Origin of the sequence: Povalibacter sp., assembly GCF_036735925.1 — a bacterium.
In the GTDB taxonomy this organism is placed as follows: Bacteria; Pseudomonadota; Gammaproteobacteria; order Steroidobacterales; family Steroidobacteraceae; genus Steroidobacter.
Map to the genome: position 1 here is coordinate 149,810 of NZ_DAINNK010000002.1, position 19,598 is coordinate 169,407.

The window sequence follows — 19,598 nt, forward strand, 5'->3', positions numbered from 1 at the left end:
GGCTCCCGCGGCCCCTAATCCCGCCTCCCCTCCCCGTGCCCCCGTTTGAGTACACTGCCCGGCCATGGGGTTACCCCGCAGGTCGCTTCAATGCCCACCGGTGAAATTCTCGTCATTCTCCTGCTGATTCTCCTGAATGGGTTCTTCGCGCTGTCGGAAATGGCGCTCGTCTCCGCGAAGCGCACCCGCCTGCAGGCCGCCGCCGAACAGGGACGGTCCGGCGCGAAGTCGGCTCTTGCGTTGACCGAGGACCCCACCACGTTCCTCTCCGCGATCCAGATCGGAATAACCCTGATCGGGATTCTGACGGGCATGTACAGCGGCGCGGCGCTCCAGTCCTGGCTCACGCAGATGCTGACGGGCTATGGCATCGCAATCCCCTACATTGAAATCGACGACGTAGCGTTCGGCATCATCGTGGTACTTGTGACTTTCTTCTCGCTCATCATCGGAGAGCTGGTACCCAAACGCGTTGCGCTGACCCACGCCGAATCACTCGCCATGTTCGTCGCGCCGTTCATGCGCGTGTTCGCAAAGATCATGGCGTATCCGGTGCGCCTGCTGCGGGGCTCGGTCAATCTGGTTCTGAGAATCCTGCCGGTCTCCTCCGCGTCGCAGGCCGCTGTCACCGAAGACGACGTTCGCGCCCTGGTCGCCGAAGGCACGCATGCCGGCGTGTTTCTCGCGTCAGAACGACGCCTGCTCGAAGGCGTGATGGCGCTGGCCGACCGCAAGGTCGGCTCGATCATGATCCCGCGCCAGGACGTCATCTGGCTGGACCTGGAAGAACCGCTGGAAACCCTGTGGCAGCAGGCCAAGGAAAGCGGTCACGCGCGCTTCCTGGTGGCACGCGGCAAGCTCGACAACCTGCTCGGCATGATCTCGCTCGCCGATCTGAGCGAAGTCGTGCATCGCGGCCGGCTCGATGCGGAACGTGACCTGCAGCCGCCGCTGCACATTCCCGATTCGCTGTCGGTGCTGCAGCTGCTCGATCAGTTCCAGAAATCGAGCACGCATCTCGCCATCGTCACCGACGAATACGGCGACATCGAAGGCATCACGACCCCGATCGACATCCTCAAGGCGATTGCCGGCGAGCTGCCCGAACTCGGCAGCCGCGAACGGCCCGAAGTCCTGCAGCGCGCCGACGGCTCATGGCTCGTCGACGGGCATCTGTCGATCGAAGAACTGCAACAGAAACTCGGCCGTCGCGACATGGTCGGCCGCGACTATCACACCGTCGCGGGATTCGTCCTGGCCCGCCTCGGCCGCATTCCCAAGGCCGGCGATACGCTCACCTGGCGCGATCTCAGGATCGAGATCATGGACATGGATGGCGTGCGGATCGACAAGGTGCTGCTGAAAAGCTAGTCCCATGGGGATTCTTACTGTGGGGCCGGCTTCAGCCGGCCTCCTTTTCGGAAGTCAGGCTAAAGCCTGACCTACAGAAACCCCCGTCCTGTCCTTCTCCCTTCGCTGGTGGATCTCCGGCTCGACTCAATCATCTGGCGCTCAACGCCGTTGGAACTAATCCGGCATCGGCTTCTGGTGCTGCTCCAGCCACTCGCGCCACAACGCCAGCGAGACGGCGAGCAGCACCGGACCGATGAACAGTCCCACCAGGCCGAAGGCCAGCACGCCGCCGAGCACGCCGAACACGACCAGCAGGAATGGCATGCGCGTCGCATTCGAGATGACCAGCGGCCGTACGATGTTGTCGACCCAGCTCACCAGCACCAGGCCCCACAGCATCAGGCCGACGCCGGGCCAGACATGGCCGCTGACGATCAGCCAGATCGACATCGATCCCCAGACCATCGGCGCGCCGAACGGAATCAGCGCGATGAGCACCGTGACGGCGCCCATCAGCACCGGCGCCTTGATGCCGAAAATGGCATACCCGATACCGGCCACGACACCCTGCGCCAGCGCACCGAGCATGAGTGCGTACACGACCGCCTGCGTCGTCGAACCGACGGCATCGAGATAGTCGCGTACGGTCGGCCCGAGAATGCCCTCGAGAATGGATCGCGCCTCGTGCAGCAATCGCGGACCGTCGCGCAACAGAAAGAACATCGACAGCACCGCAAAGAACAGCTTGGCAACGTTGCGGCCGACACCGCCGATGACGCGCGTGACTTCGAGCTGCGACTCTTCCATCACCAGCATGAAGCGCTGCCCCAGCGCCTTGGGATCGGCCGACATCTGCTGCAACGTGTCCTGCAGCACCTGCCCGACCCAGGGCAGATCGCGAATCGCGTCGGGTAGCGTCGGCTTCGACGCCAGGAAATTCTGCACCGTCGAGTAAGCGCCGATGGCTTCGACACGCAGCATCAGGATCAGCCAGGCGATCGGCACGACGATGGCCATCGTCACGATCAGCGTGGTGATGAGCGACGCCAGCCCGACACGCCCACGGCACCAGCGGATGATGCGCTGATGCATGGGCCAGCTCACGTACGCCAGGATCGCGCCCCAGATCAGCGGCACGATGAAGGGCTGCAGCACGGTGAACGTCAGCAGTACGATGCCCAGCACCAGGCCGGACACCAGCACGCGACGGAACCAGGGAGCGGTAGGCAGATCGGCCAGCATCAGCGGTCCTCGACGGCTTCGACAGCCGCAGCGGCGCTACGCCGCGCATGAAACTCGCGAGCGAATTCGTCGAAGCGCGCCTCTTCGATGGCGTCGCGGATCGATTGCATCAGCGAGAGATAGTAGTAGAGGTTGTGGATCGTCCCGAGGCGGGCGGCCAGGATCTCGCCGCAGCGATCGAGATGCCGCAGGTACGAGCGCGAATAATTCGCACACGTATAGCAGCCGCAGGATTCATCGAGCGGACGCGTATCGGTTTCGTACCGGGCATTGCGGATCCGCACGACGCCGTGGGTGGTGAACAGATGACCGTTGCGCGCATTGCGCGTCGGCATCACGCAATCGAACATGTCGATGCCGCGTCGCACGCATTCGACCAGGTCTTCTGGCGTGCCCACGCCCATCAGGTAGCGCGGTCGATCGACTGGCAATGACGACTCGATCGTGTCGAGCACGCGTTCGCGTTCGGCCTTTGGTTCGCCGACCGCCAGGCCGCCGATCGCATAACCATCGAAGCCGATCTGCGTCAGCCCCGCGATCGATTCCAGTCGCAGGCTGTCGTACATGCCGCCCTGCACGATGCCGAACAGCGAATGCGGATTCTCCAGGCGATCGAACTCCGCGCGGCTGCGCGCCGCCCAGCGCAATGACAATTCCATCGAACGCCGCGCTTCGCTTTCCGTCGCCGGATACGGCGTGCATTCGTCGAAGATCATGACGACGTCGGAATCGAGATCGCGCTGCACCTGCATCGAGCGCTCCGGCGTCAGCAGGATGGGATCGCCATTCACGGGCGAGCGGAAATGCGCGCCCTCCTCCGTGATCTTGCGCATCGCCGCGAGACTGAAGACCTGGAAACCGCCCGAGTCCGTGAGGATCGGACCCTGCCAGTGCATGAAGCGATGCAATCCGCCGTGCGCCCGCATCACGTCCATGCCCGGCCGCAGCATGAGATGAAAGGTGTTGCCGAGAATGATCTGCGCGCCCAACCCCGAGAGTTCCTCGGGCGTCATCGCTTTCACGGTGCCGTACGTGCCCACCGGCATGAACACCGGCGTCTCGACGGCGCCGCGCGGAAACGTGAGCCGTCCGCGACGCGCCCGCCCGTCGCGCTTCAACAGATCGAACCTGAGACTCAAGCGGCGCGCTCCAGGAACATCGCATCGCCGTAGCTGAAAAAACGATAGCGCTGGGCGACCGCATGTCGATAGGCGTTCATGACGGCATCGTACCCGCCGAAGGCACACACCAGCATCAACAATGTGGATTCGGGCAGGTGGAAGTTGGTGAGCAATGCGTCCACCGCGTTGAAGCGATAGCCGGGACGGATGAAAAGCTGGGTCTCCCCCGAAAACGGCAGCAACGAACCGCCCTGTGCGGCGGATTCCAGGCTGCGCACGACAGTGGTTCCGACCGCAATGACCCGTCCGCCGTCGGCCCGCGCCCGCGCGACGGCTTCGCAGACTTCCTCGCTCACCTGCACACGCTCGCGATGCATCTTGTGCCGGTCGAGATCGTCGACCCGGATCGGCTGGAACGTACCGGCGCCGACGTGCAAGGTGACATACGCCGCTCGCGCGCCGACTTCGGCACAGCGCGCGACGATGGCGTCATCGAAATGCAGTCCCGCGGTCGGCGCGGCCACGGCGCCCGATTCGCGCGCGTAGATGGTCTGGTAGCGCGTCGCGTCGTCGGCTTCGGTGGATCGCTCTATATAAGGTGGCAGCGGCATCGAACCGTGCCGTTCGAAAAACCCGAGCGGATCGACGTTGAGTTCCAGTTCGAACAGGTCGTCGCGTCGAGCGACGAACCGCGCTTCGGCGCCGTCCTGCAACAGCACCGGCACTTCGGCGCGCAGCGCCTTGCTCGCATGCACGTGCGCGAGAATGCGTCGACCGTCGAGAATGCGTTCGAGCAGGATTTCCACCTGCCCGCCGGTCGGCTTGACCCCGAAGACGCGCGCCGGGATGACCCGGGTGTCATTGAATATGAGCAGATCGTTGGCCCGCAGCAGCCCCGGGAAGTCGGTGAACTGCAGGTCCTCGCAGCGCGCGTCGCGGGCAAGACGCAGCAGACGGCTGCCGGAGCGCTGCGCGGGCGGGCGCTGGGCAATCAGCTCCGCGGGAAGATCGTAGGCAAAGTCGGCGCGCCGCATGGGGCGCGCACGGTAACAGTCCGGCCGACGGCGCGAAAGTCGGACTACACCGCCTCGTCGCGGGGTTTGCCGATCCGGATTTCGCGACGCATCGCGGGCGCCTCCACCGCTGGTACCGGCGCGATGGCCGGCACCGGGATGAGGACATCCGCAGGCGGTGCGACACGCGAGCCCCGTAGCTGAGCGTCCTCGGGAATGGTCACGTCGAACGTAATGCGTTTCTTCATGCGCAGCACATTGAGCTTGAGCTTCTCGCCCGCTTCGTACGACGTCAGGATCTGCAATGCATGCGACGGACTCGAAGGCACGCGGCCGTCGATGTCGAGAATGACGTCGCCCTCTTCCAGCTTGAGGCGCGTGTCGCTCGGTGCGCGCACGACCAGCAGGCCTTTCTCGGTGCCGAAGTACTGACCGAGCTTCGGCGTCAGCGGGACGAGTTCGGCCTGACCGAAGAGACTGTCGGCGCGCCTGAACGCGAAGGGCGGCCATGCACCCGCGAACCGGCCCGGAGCCATGGGCTCGGCCATCTGGAAATTGAACAGCCTGTTGGACGGCGCTTTCGCCACGACGATCGATGTCGCTGGCTTGCCGTCGCGCAGGTATTTCACCGTGACTTTTTCGTCGGGATTCAATCCGAGCACGGCGGCGCGCACCTTCTCACCCGGCCCCTGATCGCCCGTACGCTTCATGGGCTTGCCGTTGATCTCCATCAGGATGTCGCCCGCACGCAATCCCGCCTCCGCCGCACCGCCGCCCGGACTGACGCTGAGCACTTCGGCGCCGTCGTCACGCGTATCGCCACGTCCAACGGGCACAACGAGACCCAGCACGGCCTTCGGAAACACCCGCGCCAGATGCTTCTCCACATCGCCCGTCTTCGACATGCTGAGGTTCGCGACTTCGCGCGCTGCTTCATCGAGCCGCCGCTGCGCAGCTTCCAGCTTCTGCCGGTTCTCGGCACGCGCCCTGTCGGCCGCATCGTCATCGCTCGCAGCCTGGGCTGCGCAGGCGAGCAGGACGCAGGACACTGCTGCAAGCCATCCGCGCGTCGGCCACACCGCTGTTTTCTTCATGATCGGATCTCCGCAAGTCATGATTCGATTCAGAACGACATCGGCGCGCCCTCCGCGTAGCGCACCTTCACCAGTGAATCCATCAGATCGACCCGCTCGCGCCACAACTGCGTCTCGCGCACGTCGTCGAGATCGGTGTCGTAGGACAGCTGCTGGTCGAGCCATTGCACGCGCGCCTCGATCGTGTCGAGGGTGGCCGCGAGCGCCACTCGCTCCACGACAGGCCGCTCGGGCAGGTACTGCAGCATCTGGTCGAGTTCCTGCGATTGCGCCACCAGTTGCTCGAGCGAAATCGACGCAGGTTTCGCGGGCGCGGACGGCGTCTGCAATTGCACGGCCGGCAACGGCTCGTCAGGCGCACGAACCTCGCGAACGATGAGTCCACTCGCCACCGCCACGACGATCGCCGCCGCAATGGCCCACGACACGCGGCTGCGGCGCTGTATTTCCGGCACGGAAACGCGATCCGCAATCCGCTGCCACGCATCTGCAGGCGGCTCGATAGCCGGCAACGACTGCAATCGCTGCTGCACACGCTCCAGGCGCGCGAGCTCCGCGGAACATTCCGCACACTGTTCGACGTGACGCGCGATCGGCGCATCAACAGGCGCTCCGTCGCGCAGGCTCAGCAGCTGGTGGATAGCGGCGTGCATTGCAGACTCCCGTCCTGCGATTTCGGCAGGCCCGGATCGAGCAGCCCGCGCAGGCGCATGTGAGCGCGGGCGAGCTGCGACTTGGAAAAACCGGTGGATCGTCCGAGCATCCGGGCGATCTCGTGGTGCTTGTAACCTTCGACGTCGTGCAGCAGCACGACCGTGCGTGAGAGCGCCGGCAACGTCGCGAGCGCGCGCTCCAGATCTGCCGCGGCCGCCTGCGCATCCGGTCGCGGCGCCGGATCGATCGGCACGAACGAGTTCGCATCATCTTCGCTGGCATCCGCATCGATCCAGAACAGACTGCGGTGCCACGGCGAGCGCAGATGCATCAGGCACTTGTTGACCGCGATGGTCCGCACCCATCCTGCAAAAGCACCTTCGCCCGTGTAGCTGCCGATGCTGCGCAGGACTTCGACGAACACGTCCTGGAAGATGTCGTCGGCCGTCGCAGCGTTCGGAATCAGACGGCGTATCAGCGAATAGACCGGCCGGCTGCAATGCCTGTAGATGAACTCATGCGCTGCCGCGTCACCATCGACGGCGGCGCGGATCGTCTCCGGCGAAATCTGCGTTCCCTGGAACTGCGTCATCGTGCGCGTATAGATGCGACACGCGAAGAAAAGGTCGCAGCCGCGGCAAAGAAAATTGGCTAGCGCCTTACGGCCTCCTTATACTGCGCCCCGTCGTTGCGGATCGGACCGGCATTCCCCAGCCAAGGTCCCGATTCTCCTGAGGAAACTGCCTGGTTTCCCGACGCGAAGAATGCAGGTTGCACGTGTGCCGGTATGGCGGAACTGGTAGACGCGACGGACTCAAAATCCGTTTCTGGCAACAGAGTGTGGGTTCGATTCCCTCTACCGGCACCAAGCCACCTGCCGCGGACATCCGCAGTCTTCCATCGATGACCCGCACGCACTCGCGTGCATCTTTGTAGATGCGAATCACTCTTATTTGCTAGATTGCGCGCCCCCTGAAACCGGGCGGCCCCGTGGACACGGCCCGGTTCCAGCGTATCTGGCCCATTGCGGAGTGAGATTGCATGCAGATGAAGTCGGTTTTGCTGTCATTCGGCCTGGCATTCGGCGCGAGTTCACTCGCGCTTGCGCAATCCCCCGACGACGATTCACGGAAAACGGATGTACTGCCCAAAGTGCGGGTGGAAGCCACCGAAGACGACGTGAGCGAACCCTACGCCGGCGGACAGGTCGCACGCGGCGCAGAACTCGGTCTGCTGGGCAGCCGCGACATTTTCGAAACACCCTTCAATGTCACGAGCTTCACCGCGCAGGCCATGGCCGATCAGCAGGTCACGCGCGTGGCGGACATCATCAAGCGCGATCCGTCCGTTCAGGTGGTGCACAGCCCGTCGAGTTTCGACCAGGGCTTCCTGATTCGCGGCCTGCGTACGACCGTCGCCAGTTCCAGCTTCGATGGCGGCCCGGGCGTGCTGCCTTCCTATGCCGGCAACTCCTCGGTCGGCATCGAGCGGGTCGAAGTGATCAAGGGCGCAAACACCCTGCTCTCCGGCGTCAGTCTGTCCGGTCTGTCGATCGGCGGCGCGCTGAATCTCGTACCAAAGCGCGCCACCGATACGCCCGTCACTTCGCTGACGACGCAGTACGACTCGCACTCGCAGTACGGAATCTCCGGCGATCTCGGCCGACGCTTCGGCAGCGCCGATCAGTTCGGCATGCGCGTCAATGCCTTCGCCCAGGAAGGCGAGACCGCGATCGATGATGCGAACGAAGATCGTCACACGGTAACCGTCGCGCTCGACTACCGCACCGACCGCGCCCGCCTCTTTCTGGATCTGGGCGAAGACAGCTACGAGACCCGGGGATTGCCGACGGCCGCAGGAATCGACGGCGACTTCCCGCTACCGAAGAATCCCCGTCTCGGCAGCAACTTTGCACAGCCGTTCACGTTCTCCGACCAGCGCCTGCGTTACGTGGTGGCCAGAGGGGAATACGACATCAATGAGCACCTGACGCTGCGCGCTTCGGCGAACCGCGCGCACTCGGAAGCCAGGGCGCTGCTCTCCTTCGGCGTCATCACCGATGCCGACGGCACGCTCGATGAGTACTTCCAGAACTACGTCGCCGTCGACGATACCTACGCATTCACGGCAGGGCTGACCGCACGCTTCACCACCGGGCCGATCGAACACGAACTGGTCTTCAGCGCCGTGCAGGCCAAGGGACGCAACGCCCAGTACGGCATCTACGATGGCGCGGAGGGCAGCGTCGCTCCCGTGCATTCCAACCTGTACGACCCGGCGCGTCCGCCGCCGCCCACCGATCTGTTCTTCATGGACTATGACGACGCGGACGGCCCGCTGAATCAGGGATTCAGGAACGAAAATCCGACGATAGCGCTCGCCGACACGCTCGCGATGCTCGAGGATCGCCTGCAACTCACGCTGGGCGTGCGTCAGCAGCGCATCTCCTGGGGTTACTTCGACGCTTCGCTGGGCGGCGCCTACGTCGAAGCCTACGACGACAAGGCCTACACGCCGGCCGCGGCCGTGCTGTTCAAGCCATACGATCGTGTCTCGATCTACGGCAACTACATCGAATCGCTCGAAAGCGGCCCCAGCGCACCCGACGAGGCCATCAATCGCGGCGAGATCTTTTCTCCGAGCCGCAACTGGCAGACCGAGGCCGGCGTGAAAGTGGACTGGGGACAGTTCGGCGCCACGGCGGACGTCTTCCAGATCGTCAGACCCAGCGGCCTGCTGGATCCGGTCACGCACGTCTTTTCGGTGAACGGCAAGCAGCGCAACCGCGGCATGGAAGTCAACGTCTTCGGCGAACTCGCCGGCATCGTTCGATTGAATGGCGGCGTGCAGTATCTCGAGCCCAAGCTGATCGATACCCAGGATGGCACGTTCGATGGCAATGAAGCGCCGGGCGTGGCGCGGCTCTCGATCGCACTGTCGGCAGAAGCCGATGTTCCCGCGGTTTCCGGGCTGACGGTGACGGGCGATGTCTCGCGTCGCGGATCGACCTACGTCGACGACGCCAATACGCGCAAGGCGCCTGGGTTCACGCTCGTCGACGTCGGCCTTCGCTACGCGTTCCATCTGTGGGACAGGCCCGCCGTGCTTCGCGGCGGCGTCAACAATGTCTTCAATGAAGACGGCGGGACGCTGGACAACTTCTTTCTCATGACGCCACGAACCTACCAGCTGTCCGCCAGCATGGACTTCTGACGCGCATCCGATCGGCATGACGCGTTCGCTGTGGGTGCTGCTGCATCGATGGGCCGGCCTGTCGATGGCAGCGTTCCTGATCGTGGTCGGATTGAGCGGTGCCGTACTCGCCTTCTATGGCGATCTGGACGGCTACTTCGCCGCTGAGCTGCATCGGCTGCCAGCGGCGAGGCCCGGCGCGGAACCGCTCGATCCGTTTTCGTTGCGGGCGATGGTGGCGGCCAGCCGTCCCGAGGCCGCCATCGATTTCGTGAGCCTCGACCCGCCCGATCCGCGTTCCGCACTTCGCTTCCGCGTCGAGGGCAAGATCGATCCCGCGACCGGCGAGCCTGCGGTCCTGCCGTACACGGAGTTCTATGTGAACCCGATGACGGGGGACGTCACCGGAGACCGACGCTTCGGCGATCTCTCGCAGGGCATGAAGAACCTGATGCCCTTCATCCTGGATCTGCACACTTCGCTGGTGGCGGGCGTCGTCGGACAGTACGCGCTCGGAATCATTGCGCTGCTGTGGACGGTGGATTGTTTCGTCGGCGCGTATCTCACCCTGCCCCGCGCCCGCCCGTTCTTCGGGAAATGGGCAATTGCATGGCAGGTGAAACCCAGGCGGCTCAACTACGACCTGCATCGCGCCGGCGGACTCTGGCTATGGATAGCGCTGTTCGTCTTCGCGTGGTCGAGCGTCTACTTCAACCTGAACTCTCTCTACACCCCAGTCACGCAGTTCCTGTTCGGCATGCGCGACGACGTGTATTCCACCGCGCTGCCGCAGGCTGCGGAGAAGATTCAGCTGGAACCAGGAATCGACTGGCGCGAAGCCCATCGCCTTCTCGAACCGATGGCACTGACCGAGAGCGCGCGACATGGCGTCGAGATACAGCGCGAGAACTGGCTGAGCTATGACCCGCGCACCGTCGCCTACCTCTACTCCGTGATGGTCAACGATGCGCGCGCCGCGACGGGCGAGGACCGCGAACTGATCGTCTCGATGGATGCCAACACGGGACGATTGCACGGCGCGTCGCTGCAGCAAGTCGAAAAGCCGGGCGATGTGATCACGCGCTGGCTCGGCATGCTGCACGTGGCCGGCATCTGGGGCCTGCCCTATCGGATCTTTGTGTTCATCACCGGACTGATGATCGTGGTGCTCAGCGTTACGGGCGTGGTCATCTGGTGGCGAAAGCGCCGGGCCTCCTCTTCCTCTTCTTCCAGGAGACAAGGCGGCAAATCCTGTCCGCAGTTCAATTGCAGATAGGAATGATTTGTATTACCTTTTCGCCGTGTCGTCCCGCAAGTCTTCTCCTCTCTCGCTCGCATTTCAGCTGGCATTCGTGCTGCTGGCTGTGGTCGGCGTGTGCCGTGCGGAACCAACTTTCGCGGATGCGTCCGCACCGGCCACGTTCTCGGCGTTGTTCTCTGTCGATTCGAGGGGTTCGCAGCGCGAGGAAAAGCCGTCTCGCACCGACAAGGTCTGCAAGCAGCGCATCCGCGAGTTCGCCAGCGTGCTCGCAGCGCCCGTCGATGACACACCCGCGCCTGCATCGAACACCTGCGACTGGTCGAACCTCGCAGGCTTCGCGTTCATCGATTCCTGTCTATCGACTCCCCTCGCGGCTCCCGGCTGCGATGTCCGCGTCGATCGCAGCCCCCGCCTGCAGCTGAAGCTGCAGCTCGGCCAGGCTCCTTGACCGCACTTCCGCGCTGATCCAGCACCTCGGACGCATGCCGGCTCGGCCGCGCGTGCCTCCGGTGCGTGCGCTCATCTTTCCCGTTCATCTCCGCCCCTATAAATCGAGGCCATTTGTCATGTCCGCGTTTGTTTCGTTGTGCCAGACCGTCATCCGCAAGCCCGTCCACGCCGCCGTGGTTCTCACACTCGCCGCTGCCGCCGCACGCGCCGAGGATTCCACCATCGTCGAAGAAGTAGTCGTGACCGCCGCCGGCTTCGAACAGAAGATCGTCGATGCGCCCGCGAGCATCAGCGTCGTGTCCGCCGAGGAACTGCATAAGCGTCCCTACATCACGCTGATCGACGCGGTGCGGGACCTGGAAGGCGTGGACGTCGGCGAGACTGCCGACAAGACCGGACAGCGCACCATCAGCATTCGCGGCATGGGTTCGGACTACACGCTGATCCTCATCGACGGCAAGCGCCAGAACAATCATGGCGACATCTACCCCAACAGCTTCGGCGGCAACCAGTTCAATCACATTCCGCCGCTCGACGCGATCGAACGCATCGAGGTGATCCGCGGCCCGGCCTCGACGCTCTATGGCGCCGATGCCCTCGGCGGCGTGATCAACATCATCACGAAGAAGGTGTCCGAGCGCTGGCAGGCTTCGGCAACGGTCGGGCACTCGCTGCAGGAGAACGATGCATTCGGCGCCGATACGACGTACGACCTCACGGTGTCCGGCCCGCTGATCCGCGACGTGCTCGGCCTCTCGCTGCGCGGCTCGCGCTACGAGCGCGATGCCTCGCTGCCCGAGTACGAGATCATCACCGACCCGTCCGGTCAGCCGCACGAACGCGTGCTGGGTTTCGGCGGCGGCGGCAAGACCACCGACAACCTCAACGAATACTACGGCGCGACGCTGAACTGGAAGATCTCGGAACGGCAGGACGTCAGCCTGGATTTCGATACCTCCGAGCAGGTCTACGACAACACGCCGTTCACCAACAATCTCGGCACGACCGCGTACCCGCTCGGCACCGTCGACAACTTGGGCGAACTGTGGCGCGCGCAGCCGCGGGCGGGATATGCATCGGACCAGAAATTCACCCGCGACCAGTGGTCCGTGACTCACCGCGGTGACTGGGGATTCGGCAGCAGCTTCGTTTCGCTCGCGCACATCGACACCGGCAACCACGGGCGCACGCTCCCGCTCACTGCAACCGAACGTCTGCTGCATACGCAGATCTTCCAGGGCACCGGCGCCTACGCCGGCCTGTCGCAGGCACAGCGACGCGCCATCATGGAAGAGACGTTCCTGCCGCGTCCGAAGCGCACGATGGAAAGCACGCAGTACACGCTCGACGCCAAGCTCGACTTCCTGCTGGAAGGGTTCGGCGGACGCCATCACCTGGTGACCGGCGGCCAGTACATCGACGGTGAACTCGAGGACGGCGTGTTCGGCATGGAAGGCGGCAGCGAAGGCGCCGGCACCGTGCAGGAACACCAGATGTACTCGCTGTTCGTGGAAGACAACTGGACGCCGGTCGATCCGCTCACCGTCACCGCCGGCGTTCGCTATGACGATCACAAAGTGTTCGGCGACCATGTGAGCCCGCGCGTCTACGCGGTCTACACCATCAACCCGAACTGGAGCATCAAGGGCGGCGTTGCCAGCGGCTTCAAGACGCCGAAGACCACGGACCTGTACAACGGCATCACCGGATTCGGCGCCCAGGGCACCTCACCCTTCGTGGGCAATCCGGACCTCGTGCCCGAAACGAGCGTGAACACGGAAGTGGCGCTCTACTGGACCGCCGACGGCGGCGTACACAATTTCAACGTCACGTACTTCCGCAACGACTTCAAGGACAAGATCGCGCGCGGCGAAACGAATCAGAGCTGCGAGGCGACCGGCGGCGTGCGTCCCTGCGCCAACCTGGGCGCCTACGGCGACCTCGGCTACACGACCTACGCGCAGAACATCAACATCGACGAAGCCGAGATCCGCGGCGTCGAAGTGGCCGGCCGCTACCGGATTCTCGACCCGCTGTCGCTGCGCGCCAACTACACCTACACCGACAGCGAACAGACCAGCGGACCGCAGACCGGTCTGCCTCTGACCAACACCGCCAAGCACATGGGGAACGCGACGCTGGACTGGTCGATCACCGCCGCCTTCAGCACGCAACTGATCTGGGAGGCACGATCGAAGCGCTACCGGGGCAGCGTGGACAGCGAGGGCAATCCGCTTTACTACAAGGACTACGAAGTTCTTCACCTGGGCGCGCAGTACCGCTTCAGCGATCACGTCTCGGTGAACGCGCGCGTCAACAACCTGCTCGATGAAGACTTCACCTCATTCCAGACCACCTGGACGGAGAGTGGCAACGGCATCTGGGCCCCCACATTCCTCGACGACTACAACAACAAGGACAAGGCGCGGAACTACTGGTTGAGCCTGAGCCTGGCGTTCTGAGCCGTGCCACACCGGTGACCGTCCTGATCGGGCTGCATGTTTTCCGGCTAGAATGCCGGCGGTCACCGGTGTGAGGCACAACCATGGTATCGATCAAGGATGTCGCGAAAATCGCTGGCGTTTCGATCGCCACCGTTTCGCGCACGATCAACAACAAGGATCGGGTCAACGAAGAAACCCGCGAACGTGTGCGCCGCGCCATCGAGTCGACGGGTTTCTCGCCGAACACGCTGGCGCAGAATTTCCGGCGCGGCCGCACCAACTTCATCATGGTGGTGCTGCCCTCCATCGGCGATCCCTTCTTCGCCGGCGTGGTCAAGGGCATCCAGTCGATCGCGCAGCAGAAGGGCTACAACGTGCTCTTCAGCGAGACCAAGATGAACTCCGACGAGTTCACCAGCATGCTCGTGTCCCGCCAGGCCGACGGCTTGATCCTGCTGGCCACGGTGCCGCCGGCCGGTGTCGAGATCCTGAGCCGCGAACGCCATCGCGCCCTGCCGATCGTCATCGCCTGCGAAGCGATTCAGCCGGAGATGCGTCATCTGCCGAGCGTTCACATCGACAACGTCGCCGCCGCCAAGGAGGCGACGCGCTTCCTCATCTCGCACGGCCACGAGCGCATTGCATTCATCTCGGGCACGAACACGTCGCTGCTGACGAAGGACCGCGAGGCCGGCTATCGCGCTGCCATGAAGGCCGCGAAGCTGCCGATCCAGGACGGCTGGGTGCTCGAAGGCAAGCTGACGATCGACGGCGCGATCAAGGCAACCCGCAACCTCCTGCATCACGCCTCGAAGCCGACCGCCATCCTGTGCGCCAACGACGACATGGCGATCGGCGCATTGCACGAGATCCGCTCGACCGGCCTGTCGGTACCGGACGATATATCCGTCGTCGGCTTCGACGACATCCGCTATTCGCAGGTCGTCAATCCACCGCTCACCACCGTGCGGCAGCCTGCCGAGGAGATCGGCGAGAAGGCGATGTATCGCATCTGTCACGCCATCGAGGAAGGCGTGACGCTGACCGCCGAGCCTGAACTGGTGCCGCACGAACTGGTCATTCGTCGTTCGGTGGCGCGGCGTAATTGACCTTCTTGCTTGTGCTTGCTGTGGGGCCGGCTTCAGCCGGCCTGCTGAGGAGTCAGGCTGAAGCCTGACCTACAGGAAGAATCCCCCCTACCGCAGCAGATACTGATTCAGCAGATTCTCGTACCGCTCCTGCTTGCCGCTCGTCAGCGCAGGCTCGCCGTGCTCGGCGGCCAGATTGCGCAGCGCTTCCAGGCTCAGCTCGCCGCGCTCGAACGCCACTCCCGCCACCGAATCGAAGCTCGCATAACGTTGCCTGCGATCCGCGGCCAGCGGCGATTTCGTCAGCAATGCGTGCGCCACTTCCAGTCCGCGCGCAAATCCATCCATGCCGCCGATGTGGCCGATGAACAGATCCTCCATGTCGACGGACTCGCGCCGCGCCTTGGCATCGAAGTTCAATCCGCCTGGCGCCAGGCCGCCCTGCTCCAGCACGACGAGCATCGCGGTCGTCGTGTCGTAGAGATCGACCGGAAACTGGTCCGTATCCCAGCCGTTCTGCACATCGCCGCGATTGGCGTCGATGCTGCCGAGCAGCCGCGCGTTGGCGCTGACCTGCAGTTCATGCGCGAAGGTGTGACCCGCCAGCGTCGCGTGATTCGCTTCGATGTTGAGGCTGAAGTCGCTGTCGAGTCCGTACTGGCGCAGAAAGCCGATGACGCTGGCCGCATCGAAGTCGTACTGATGCTTCATCGGCTCCATGGGCTTCGGCTCGATCAGGAAGCGTCCCTTGAAACCGATGCGCCGGCCGTAGTCGCGCGCGGCTGCCAGGAATTTCGCCATGTGATCGAGTTCGCGCGCAGTGTCCGTGTTCAGGAGCGTCGAGTAACCCTCGCGCCCGCCCCAGAACACATAGTTCTCGCCGCCGAGCGCCACGGTGGCATCGAGCGCGGCCTTCACTTGCGCAGCAGCGTGGGTCAGCACGGCGAAGTCCGGATTCGTGGCAGCACCGCACATGTAGCGCGGATGCGAGAACAGGTTGGCAGTGCCCCAGAGCAGGCGCACACCGGTCTGCTGCTGCAGACGCGCGGCGCGTTCCACCATCCTGGCGAGATTGCGCTCCGAGTCCGCGACCGTTTCGCCGGCGGGCGCCATGTCGCGATCGTGAAAGCAGTAGTAAGGCACGCCCAGCTTGGTGAACATCTCGAACGCCGCGTCCATGCGCAGCGTCGCCGCGTCCATCGGATCGACAGCGCGATCCCAGCCGAAGACGCGCGTGCCCACGCCGAATGGATCGGCGCCCGCGCCCGTGAAGGTGTGCCAGTAGCACACGGCGAAGCGCAGATGCTCGCGCATGGTCCGATCGCCGATGCGGCGGTCGGCGTCGTAGTACTTGAAGGCCAGCGGGTTGTCGGACTGCGGCCCCTCGAAGGGAATGCGGCCGATCCCCGGGAAGAACTCGATGTCGCCGCAGTAGTAGTCAGCGCTCATGGGCTACGCTCCTGTTGAATGTAGTAGGGACGCAGCCGTGCCAGATGATCCTGGTAGCTGCCGTAGAAACCTTCGTAGCGGCGCACGTTCTCGGCGTTGGGTTCGCAGCACAGCTCGTCGTCGACGGCCAGATGTTCGTCGACGAGATCCGCGAGCGACCCGGCGCTGCCACGCGCCTGCACAGAGGCATTCGCCGCCTGCAATGCCGCGCCGAGTGCGGCGCTCTCGCGATCACGCAGGCCGACGACGGGAATCGCAAAGACATCCGCGATCATCTGTCGCCACACTGCGCTCGCCGCGCCGCCACCGGTCACGCACACCGCATCGAAGCGCAGATCGAGCTCGCGGAAAATGTCGAGACCATGGCGCAGCGCGAAGGTCGCGCCTTCCATCGCGGAGCGCAGCAGGTTCGCGGGTGTCGCGTTATGAACGTCGAGTCCGATCATCGCGGCCTTGGCGCGCGGCAGGTTCGGCGTACGTTCGCCGTTGTAGAACGGCAGCGTGACGATGCCGCCGGCGCCGGCGGCGGTATCGCCGAGCAGCCGATCCGCATCGGCGACAGCGATGCCGGCGAGCTTGCGAATCTGTTCCGTCGCCACCGTGCAGTTCATCGTGCAGATGAGCGGCAGCCAGCCGTCCGTCGATGAACAGAACGCGGCGACACGGCCCTGGGGATCGACGATCGGGCGCGACGAATACGCAAACAACGTTCCCGACGTTCCGAGGCTGACGGTCAGCCGACCCTCGCGAATCGCACGGGTGCCGATCGCCGCCATCATGTTGTCGCCGCCGCCGACGGACACCACCGCTGTGCGCGGCAGATCCAGTTCATCGGCAATGTTCGCCGCCAGCGGCACCACCTTGCTGCTATCCAGGATCTCCGGCAGGCACGCCGAGAGATCGCGCTGCGCATCGATGGCGGCAAGCATCGGCGCGCTCCACTGCCGCGAGCGGACGTCGAACCATCCGGTGCCGGACGCATCGCCGCATTCCGTGAAACGTTCGCCGGTGAGAAAGAAATTGATGTAGTCGTGCGGCAGCAGGATCGTTGCGAGCCGCGCGTAGGCTTCGGGCTCGGACCGCGCGAGCCATCGAACCTTGGATGCGGTGTAGCCCGGCAGGATGGGATTGCCGGCGATCTCGATGCAGCGCCGTTCGCCGCCGGCGCGCGCGGTGATCTCTTCGCACTCGGCGACCGTCGAGGTGTCGCACCACAATTTGACGGCGCTCAGTACCCTGCCCTCCCGGTCCAGCGGCACGAACCCATGCTGCTGACCGGAGACGCCCAGCGCGATCGCTTGTCGCCGCAGTGCCGGATCGATCGCAGCGATGCACGAGCGCAGCGCCTCGATCCACCACGCCGCCAGTTGCTCGCGACTGCCGTCATCGCGGCTGATCAATGCGAGCGGCGCGGCGGCCTGGCCGACCGTCGCGCGACGCTCGAGGTCATAGGCGACGACCTTGACTCCCTGGGTACCCAGGTCGATGCCCAGCGCTATCGCCATGTTTTGCCTGTCGCTTCGTGTAAACGATTTTACATCGTACTCCGGTCGAGGCCGCAATGTCCAAGCTCGCAGCGGACGTTCGAGGATCGGTTCGATGGCGGCAAAAACGCCGGGCGATACCGGCTTCCAGGGGCCGTGCCTGGCCATTCTTCCCCGGCTGCGCGGCAAGCTCATCCCTCCCTTCTGCCACGACCGACAGCGTTGACCTTGGAAACGTTTACACACATACTCGACTGAACTCCCGCGATGGCGTAATCGTGATCCGCAATCCCATCCTTACCGGCTTCAATCCCGATCCGTCGATCTGTCGCGTCGGCGACGACTACTACATCGCAACCTCGACATTCGAGTGGTACCCGGGCGTCCAGATTCATCACTCGCGCAATCTCACCGACTGGGAACTGATCGCCCGGCCGCTCGACCGCGCCGACCTGCTCGACATGCGCGGCGAACCCGATTCCTGCGGCGTGTGGGCGCCGTGCCTCACCTGGCACGACGGCCTGTTCCATCTGGTCTTCACGGACGTGAAGCGCTTCGACGGCAACTTCAAGGACACGCACAACTACCTGACCACATCGCCGCGCATCGACGGCGCGTGGTCGACGCCCGTGTATCTCAACAGCAGCGGCTTCGATCCTTCGCTGTTTCATGACATCGACGGGCGCAAGTGGCTCGTCAACATGGTCTGGGATCATCGCCCCGATCGCAGCCGCTTCGGCGGCATCGTGCTGCAGGAATTCTCGGTGCGCGAGCAGCGACTGGTCGGCCCCGTGCACCGGATATTTTCAGGCAGCGAACTGGGTCTCACCGAAGGACCGCATCTCTATCGCTTCGGCGACTACTACTACCTGCTCACCGCCGAAGGCGGCACCGGCTACGACCACGCCGTCACGCTGGCGCGATCGAAGTCATTGCTGGGGCCTTATGAGGTGCATCCGGAGCGGCACATCGTCACGGCACGCAATCGTCCCGATGACGAGCTGCAGCGCGTGGGCCATGGCGACATCGTCCAGGCGGCGGACGGCTCCTTTTACATGACTCACCTGTGCAGCCGCCCCTTGCGCTCGATCCGCCGCAGTCCGCTGGGCCGCGAGACGGCGCTGCGCAAACTGACTCTCGACAGTGATGGCTGGTTTCGCCTCGCCGTCGAGTCTGCATCGCCGCCGCCATCCGCGAAACCAACGTACGAACGCGAGTACCGCTTCGATGCCGAGGGTTTGCCGAACGACTTCCAGTGGCTGCGCAGTCCCGAGCCGCAGGCACTGTTCTCTCTCAGCGAACATCCCGGCCACCTGCGGCTCTACGGTCGCGAGTCTGTGGGCAGTCCGTTTCATCAGGCGCTCGTGGCGCGTCGCCAGACGCATTTCTGTTTCGAGGCGACGACCGAACTGGAATACGAGCCCGACAACTTCCAGCAGGCGGCGGGACTCATCTGCTACTACAACGCGCACAAGTTCCACTACCTGTACGTGAGCTGGGACGAACGCATCGGCAAGCACATCGGCATCATGAGCTGCGAAGCGGATCAGTCGCTCGCCTGCACCTTCCCGATCGCTGATGCGCTGATCCCCGTGCAGCCCGGCGCACCGGTGCGGCTGCGCGTGCAGGTGCGCGAGCATGAACTGCTGTTCTCCTGGGCACGCGGCGACGATCGCTGGCACACGATCCCGGTGATTCTCGATGCGAGCCTGCTGTCGGACGAAGCCGGCAAGGGAGACAGCGCCAACTTCAC

At 64.2% G+C, this 19,598-nt stretch carries 15 protein-coding genes and 1 tRNA gene; 8 read left to right on the forward strand and 8 right to left on the reverse strand.

The genetic code is table 11. The annotated features are described in order from the left end of the window. Window positions 1–90 precede the first annotated feature (90 nt). A complete protein-coding gene (locus tag V7D81_RS01440) occupies window positions 91–1,371 on the forward strand; it encodes a hemolysin family protein (RefSeq protein ID WP_324313999.1) in 1,281 nt (426 codons plus the stop codon). Between the two features lie 156 nt (window positions 1,372–1,527). Here V7D81_RS01440 and V7D81_RS01445 read toward each other — a convergent pair whose 3' ends face one another. Genes V7D81_RS01445 through V7D81_RS01470 form a run of 6 tightly spaced genes read right to left on the reverse strand, consistent with a single transcriptional unit; the run spans window position 1,528 to window position 7,069 of the window. Continuing rightward, a complete protein-coding gene (locus tag V7D81_RS01445) occupies window positions 1,528–2,595 on the reverse strand; it encodes an AI-2E family transporter (RefSeq protein ID WP_324314000.1) in 1,068 nt (355 codons plus the stop codon). Then, window positions 2,595–3,734, reverse strand: a complete 1,140-nt coding sequence (gene tgt, locus V7D81_RS01450) for a tRNA guanosine(34) transglycosylase Tgt (protein WP_324314002.1) — start codon at window positions 3,732–3,734, stop codon at window positions 2,595–2,597. The genes V7D81_RS01445 and tgt overlap by 1 nt, the downstream gene beginning before the upstream one ends. Beyond that, window positions 3,731–4,750, reverse strand: coding sequence for a tRNA preQ1(34) S-adenosylmethionine ribosyltransferase-isomerase QueA (queA, locus tag V7D81_RS01455; protein ID WP_324314004.1), 1,020 nt, complete (start codon window positions 4,748–4,750; stop codon window positions 3,731–3,733). Before queA ends, tgt begins: the two co-directional genes overlap by 4 nt. A 44-nt stretch (window positions 4,751–4,794) precedes the next feature. After that, window positions 4,795–5,823, reverse strand: coding sequence for a PDZ domain-containing protein (locus V7D81_RS01460; protein ID WP_324314006.1), 1,029 nt, complete (start codon window positions 5,821–5,823; stop codon window positions 4,795–4,797). Window positions 5,824–5,852: 29 nt separating this feature from the next. After that, window positions 5,853–6,476, reverse strand: coding sequence for a hypothetical protein (locus V7D81_RS01465; RefSeq protein ID WP_324314007.1), 624 nt, complete (start codon window positions 6,474–6,476; stop codon window positions 5,853–5,855). Beyond that, window positions 6,449–7,069, reverse strand: coding sequence for an RNA polymerase sigma factor (locus tag V7D81_RS01470; protein WP_324314008.1), 621 nt, complete (start codon window positions 7,067–7,069; stop codon window positions 6,449–6,451). The genes V7D81_RS01465 and V7D81_RS01470 overlap by 28 nt, the downstream gene beginning before the upstream one ends. Before the next feature lie 189 nt (window positions 7,070–7,258). Between V7D81_RS01470 and V7D81_RS01475 the strand changes: the two genes are divergently transcribed. The 6 genes from V7D81_RS01475 (at window position 7,259) to V7D81_RS01500 (ending at window position 14,933) form a co-directional block, all read left to right on the forward strand. Beyond that, window positions 7,259–7,345: transfer RNA gene (locus tag V7D81_RS01475), tRNA-Leu, on the forward strand. Between the two features lie 179 nt (window positions 7,346–7,524). Beyond that, window positions 7,525–9,690 (forward strand): TonB-dependent receptor, encoded by a 2,166-nt coding sequence (locus tag V7D81_RS01480; protein WP_324314009.1) that lies wholly within the window; start codon window positions 7,525–7,527, stop codon window positions 9,688–9,690. A gap of 16 nt (window positions 9,691–9,706) precedes the next feature. Then, complete coding sequence (locus V7D81_RS01485) at window positions 9,707–10,945, forward strand: PepSY-associated TM helix domain-containing protein (protein WP_324314010.1); 1,239 nt, start codon at window positions 9,707–9,709, stop codon at window positions 10,943–10,945. Window positions 10,946–10,970: 25 nt separating this feature from the next. Next, window positions 10,971–11,378: a hypothetical protein gene (locus V7D81_RS01490; protein WP_324314012.1), complete on the forward strand. Its 408-nt coding sequence runs from the start codon at window positions 10,971–10,973 to the stop codon at window positions 11,376–11,378. A 118-nt stretch (window positions 11,379–11,496) separates the two neighbouring features. Next, window positions 11,497–13,842: a TonB-dependent receptor domain-containing protein gene (locus tag V7D81_RS01495; RefSeq protein ID WP_324314014.1), complete on the forward strand. Its 2,346-nt coding sequence runs from the start codon at window positions 11,497–11,499 to the stop codon at window positions 13,840–13,842. 83 nt (window positions 13,843–13,925) lie between these two features. Further along, a complete protein-coding gene (locus V7D81_RS01500) occupies window positions 13,926–14,933 on the forward strand; it encodes a LacI family DNA-binding transcriptional regulator (protein WP_324314015.1) in 1,008 nt (335 codons plus the stop codon). An 87-nt stretch (window positions 14,934–15,020) separates the two neighbouring features. Here the strand turns inward: V7D81_RS01500 and xylA are convergent, their stop codons facing one another. Next, a complete protein-coding gene (gene xylA / locus V7D81_RS01505; protein ID WP_324314016.1) occupies window positions 15,021–16,361 on the reverse strand; it encodes a xylose isomerase in 1,341 nt (446 codons plus the stop codon). After that, window positions 16,358–17,866, reverse strand: a complete 1,509-nt coding sequence (gene xylB, locus V7D81_RS01510) for a xylulokinase (protein WP_324314018.1) — start codon at window positions 17,864–17,866, stop codon at window positions 16,358–16,360. Before xylB ends, xylA begins: the two co-directional genes overlap by 4 nt. Window positions 17,867–18,123: 257 nt before the next feature. On the opposite strand from xylB, the gene V7D81_RS01515 reads away from it, so the two are divergent. Beyond that, window positions 18,124–19,598: glycoside hydrolase family 43 protein (locus V7D81_RS01515; protein ID WP_324314019.1), on the forward strand; the 1,475-nt coding region annotated here is incomplete at its 3' end.

Bases quoted from the DNA above. Each gene is read 5' to 3' on its own strand.
- queA (WP_324314004.1), bottom strand. From the start codon at position 4,750: ATGCGGCGCGCCGACTTTGCCTACGATCTTCCCGCGGAGCTGATTGCC.
- V7D81_RS01480 (WP_324314009.1), top strand. From the start codon at position 7,525: ATGAAGTCGGTTTTGCTGTCATTCGGCCTGGCATTCGGCGCGAGTTCA.
- V7D81_RS01485 (WP_324314010.1), top strand. From the start codon at position 9,707: ATGACGCGTTCGCTGTGGGTGCTGCTGCATCGATGGGCCGGCCTGTCG.
- V7D81_RS01445 (WP_324314000.1), bottom strand. From the start codon at position 2,595: ATGCTGGCCGATCTGCCTACCGCTCCCTGGTTCCGTCGCGTGCTGGTG.
- V7D81_RS01495 (WP_324314014.1), top strand. From the start codon at position 11,497: ATGTCCGCGTTTGTTTCGTTGTGCCAGACCGTCATCCGCAAGCCCGTC.
- V7D81_RS01440 (WP_324313999.1), top strand. From the start codon at position 91: ATGCCCACCGGTGAAATTCTCGTCATTCTCCTGCTGATTCTCCTGAAT.
- V7D81_RS01465 (WP_324314007.1), bottom strand. From the start codon at position 6,476: ATGCACGCCGCTATCCACCAGCTGCTGAGCCTGCGCGACGGAGCGCCT.
- xylB (WP_324314018.1), bottom strand. From the start codon at position 17,866: ATGGCGATAGCGCTGGGCATCGACCTGGGTACCCAGGGAGTCAAGGTC.
- V7D81_RS01470 (WP_324314008.1), bottom strand. From the start codon at position 7,069: ATGACGCAGTTCCAGGGAACGCAGATTTCGCCGGAGACGATCCGCGCC.
- xylA (WP_324314016.1), bottom strand. From the start codon at position 16,361: ATGAGCGCTGACTACTACTGCGGCGACATCGAGTTCTTCCCGGGGATC.
- V7D81_RS01500 (WP_324314015.1), top strand. From the start codon at position 13,926: ATGGTATCGATCAAGGATGTCGCGAAAATCGCTGGCGTTTCGATCGCC.
- V7D81_RS01460 (WP_324314006.1), bottom strand. From the start codon at position 5,823: ATGAAGAAAACAGCGGTGTGGCCGACGCGCGGATGGCTTGCAGCAGTG.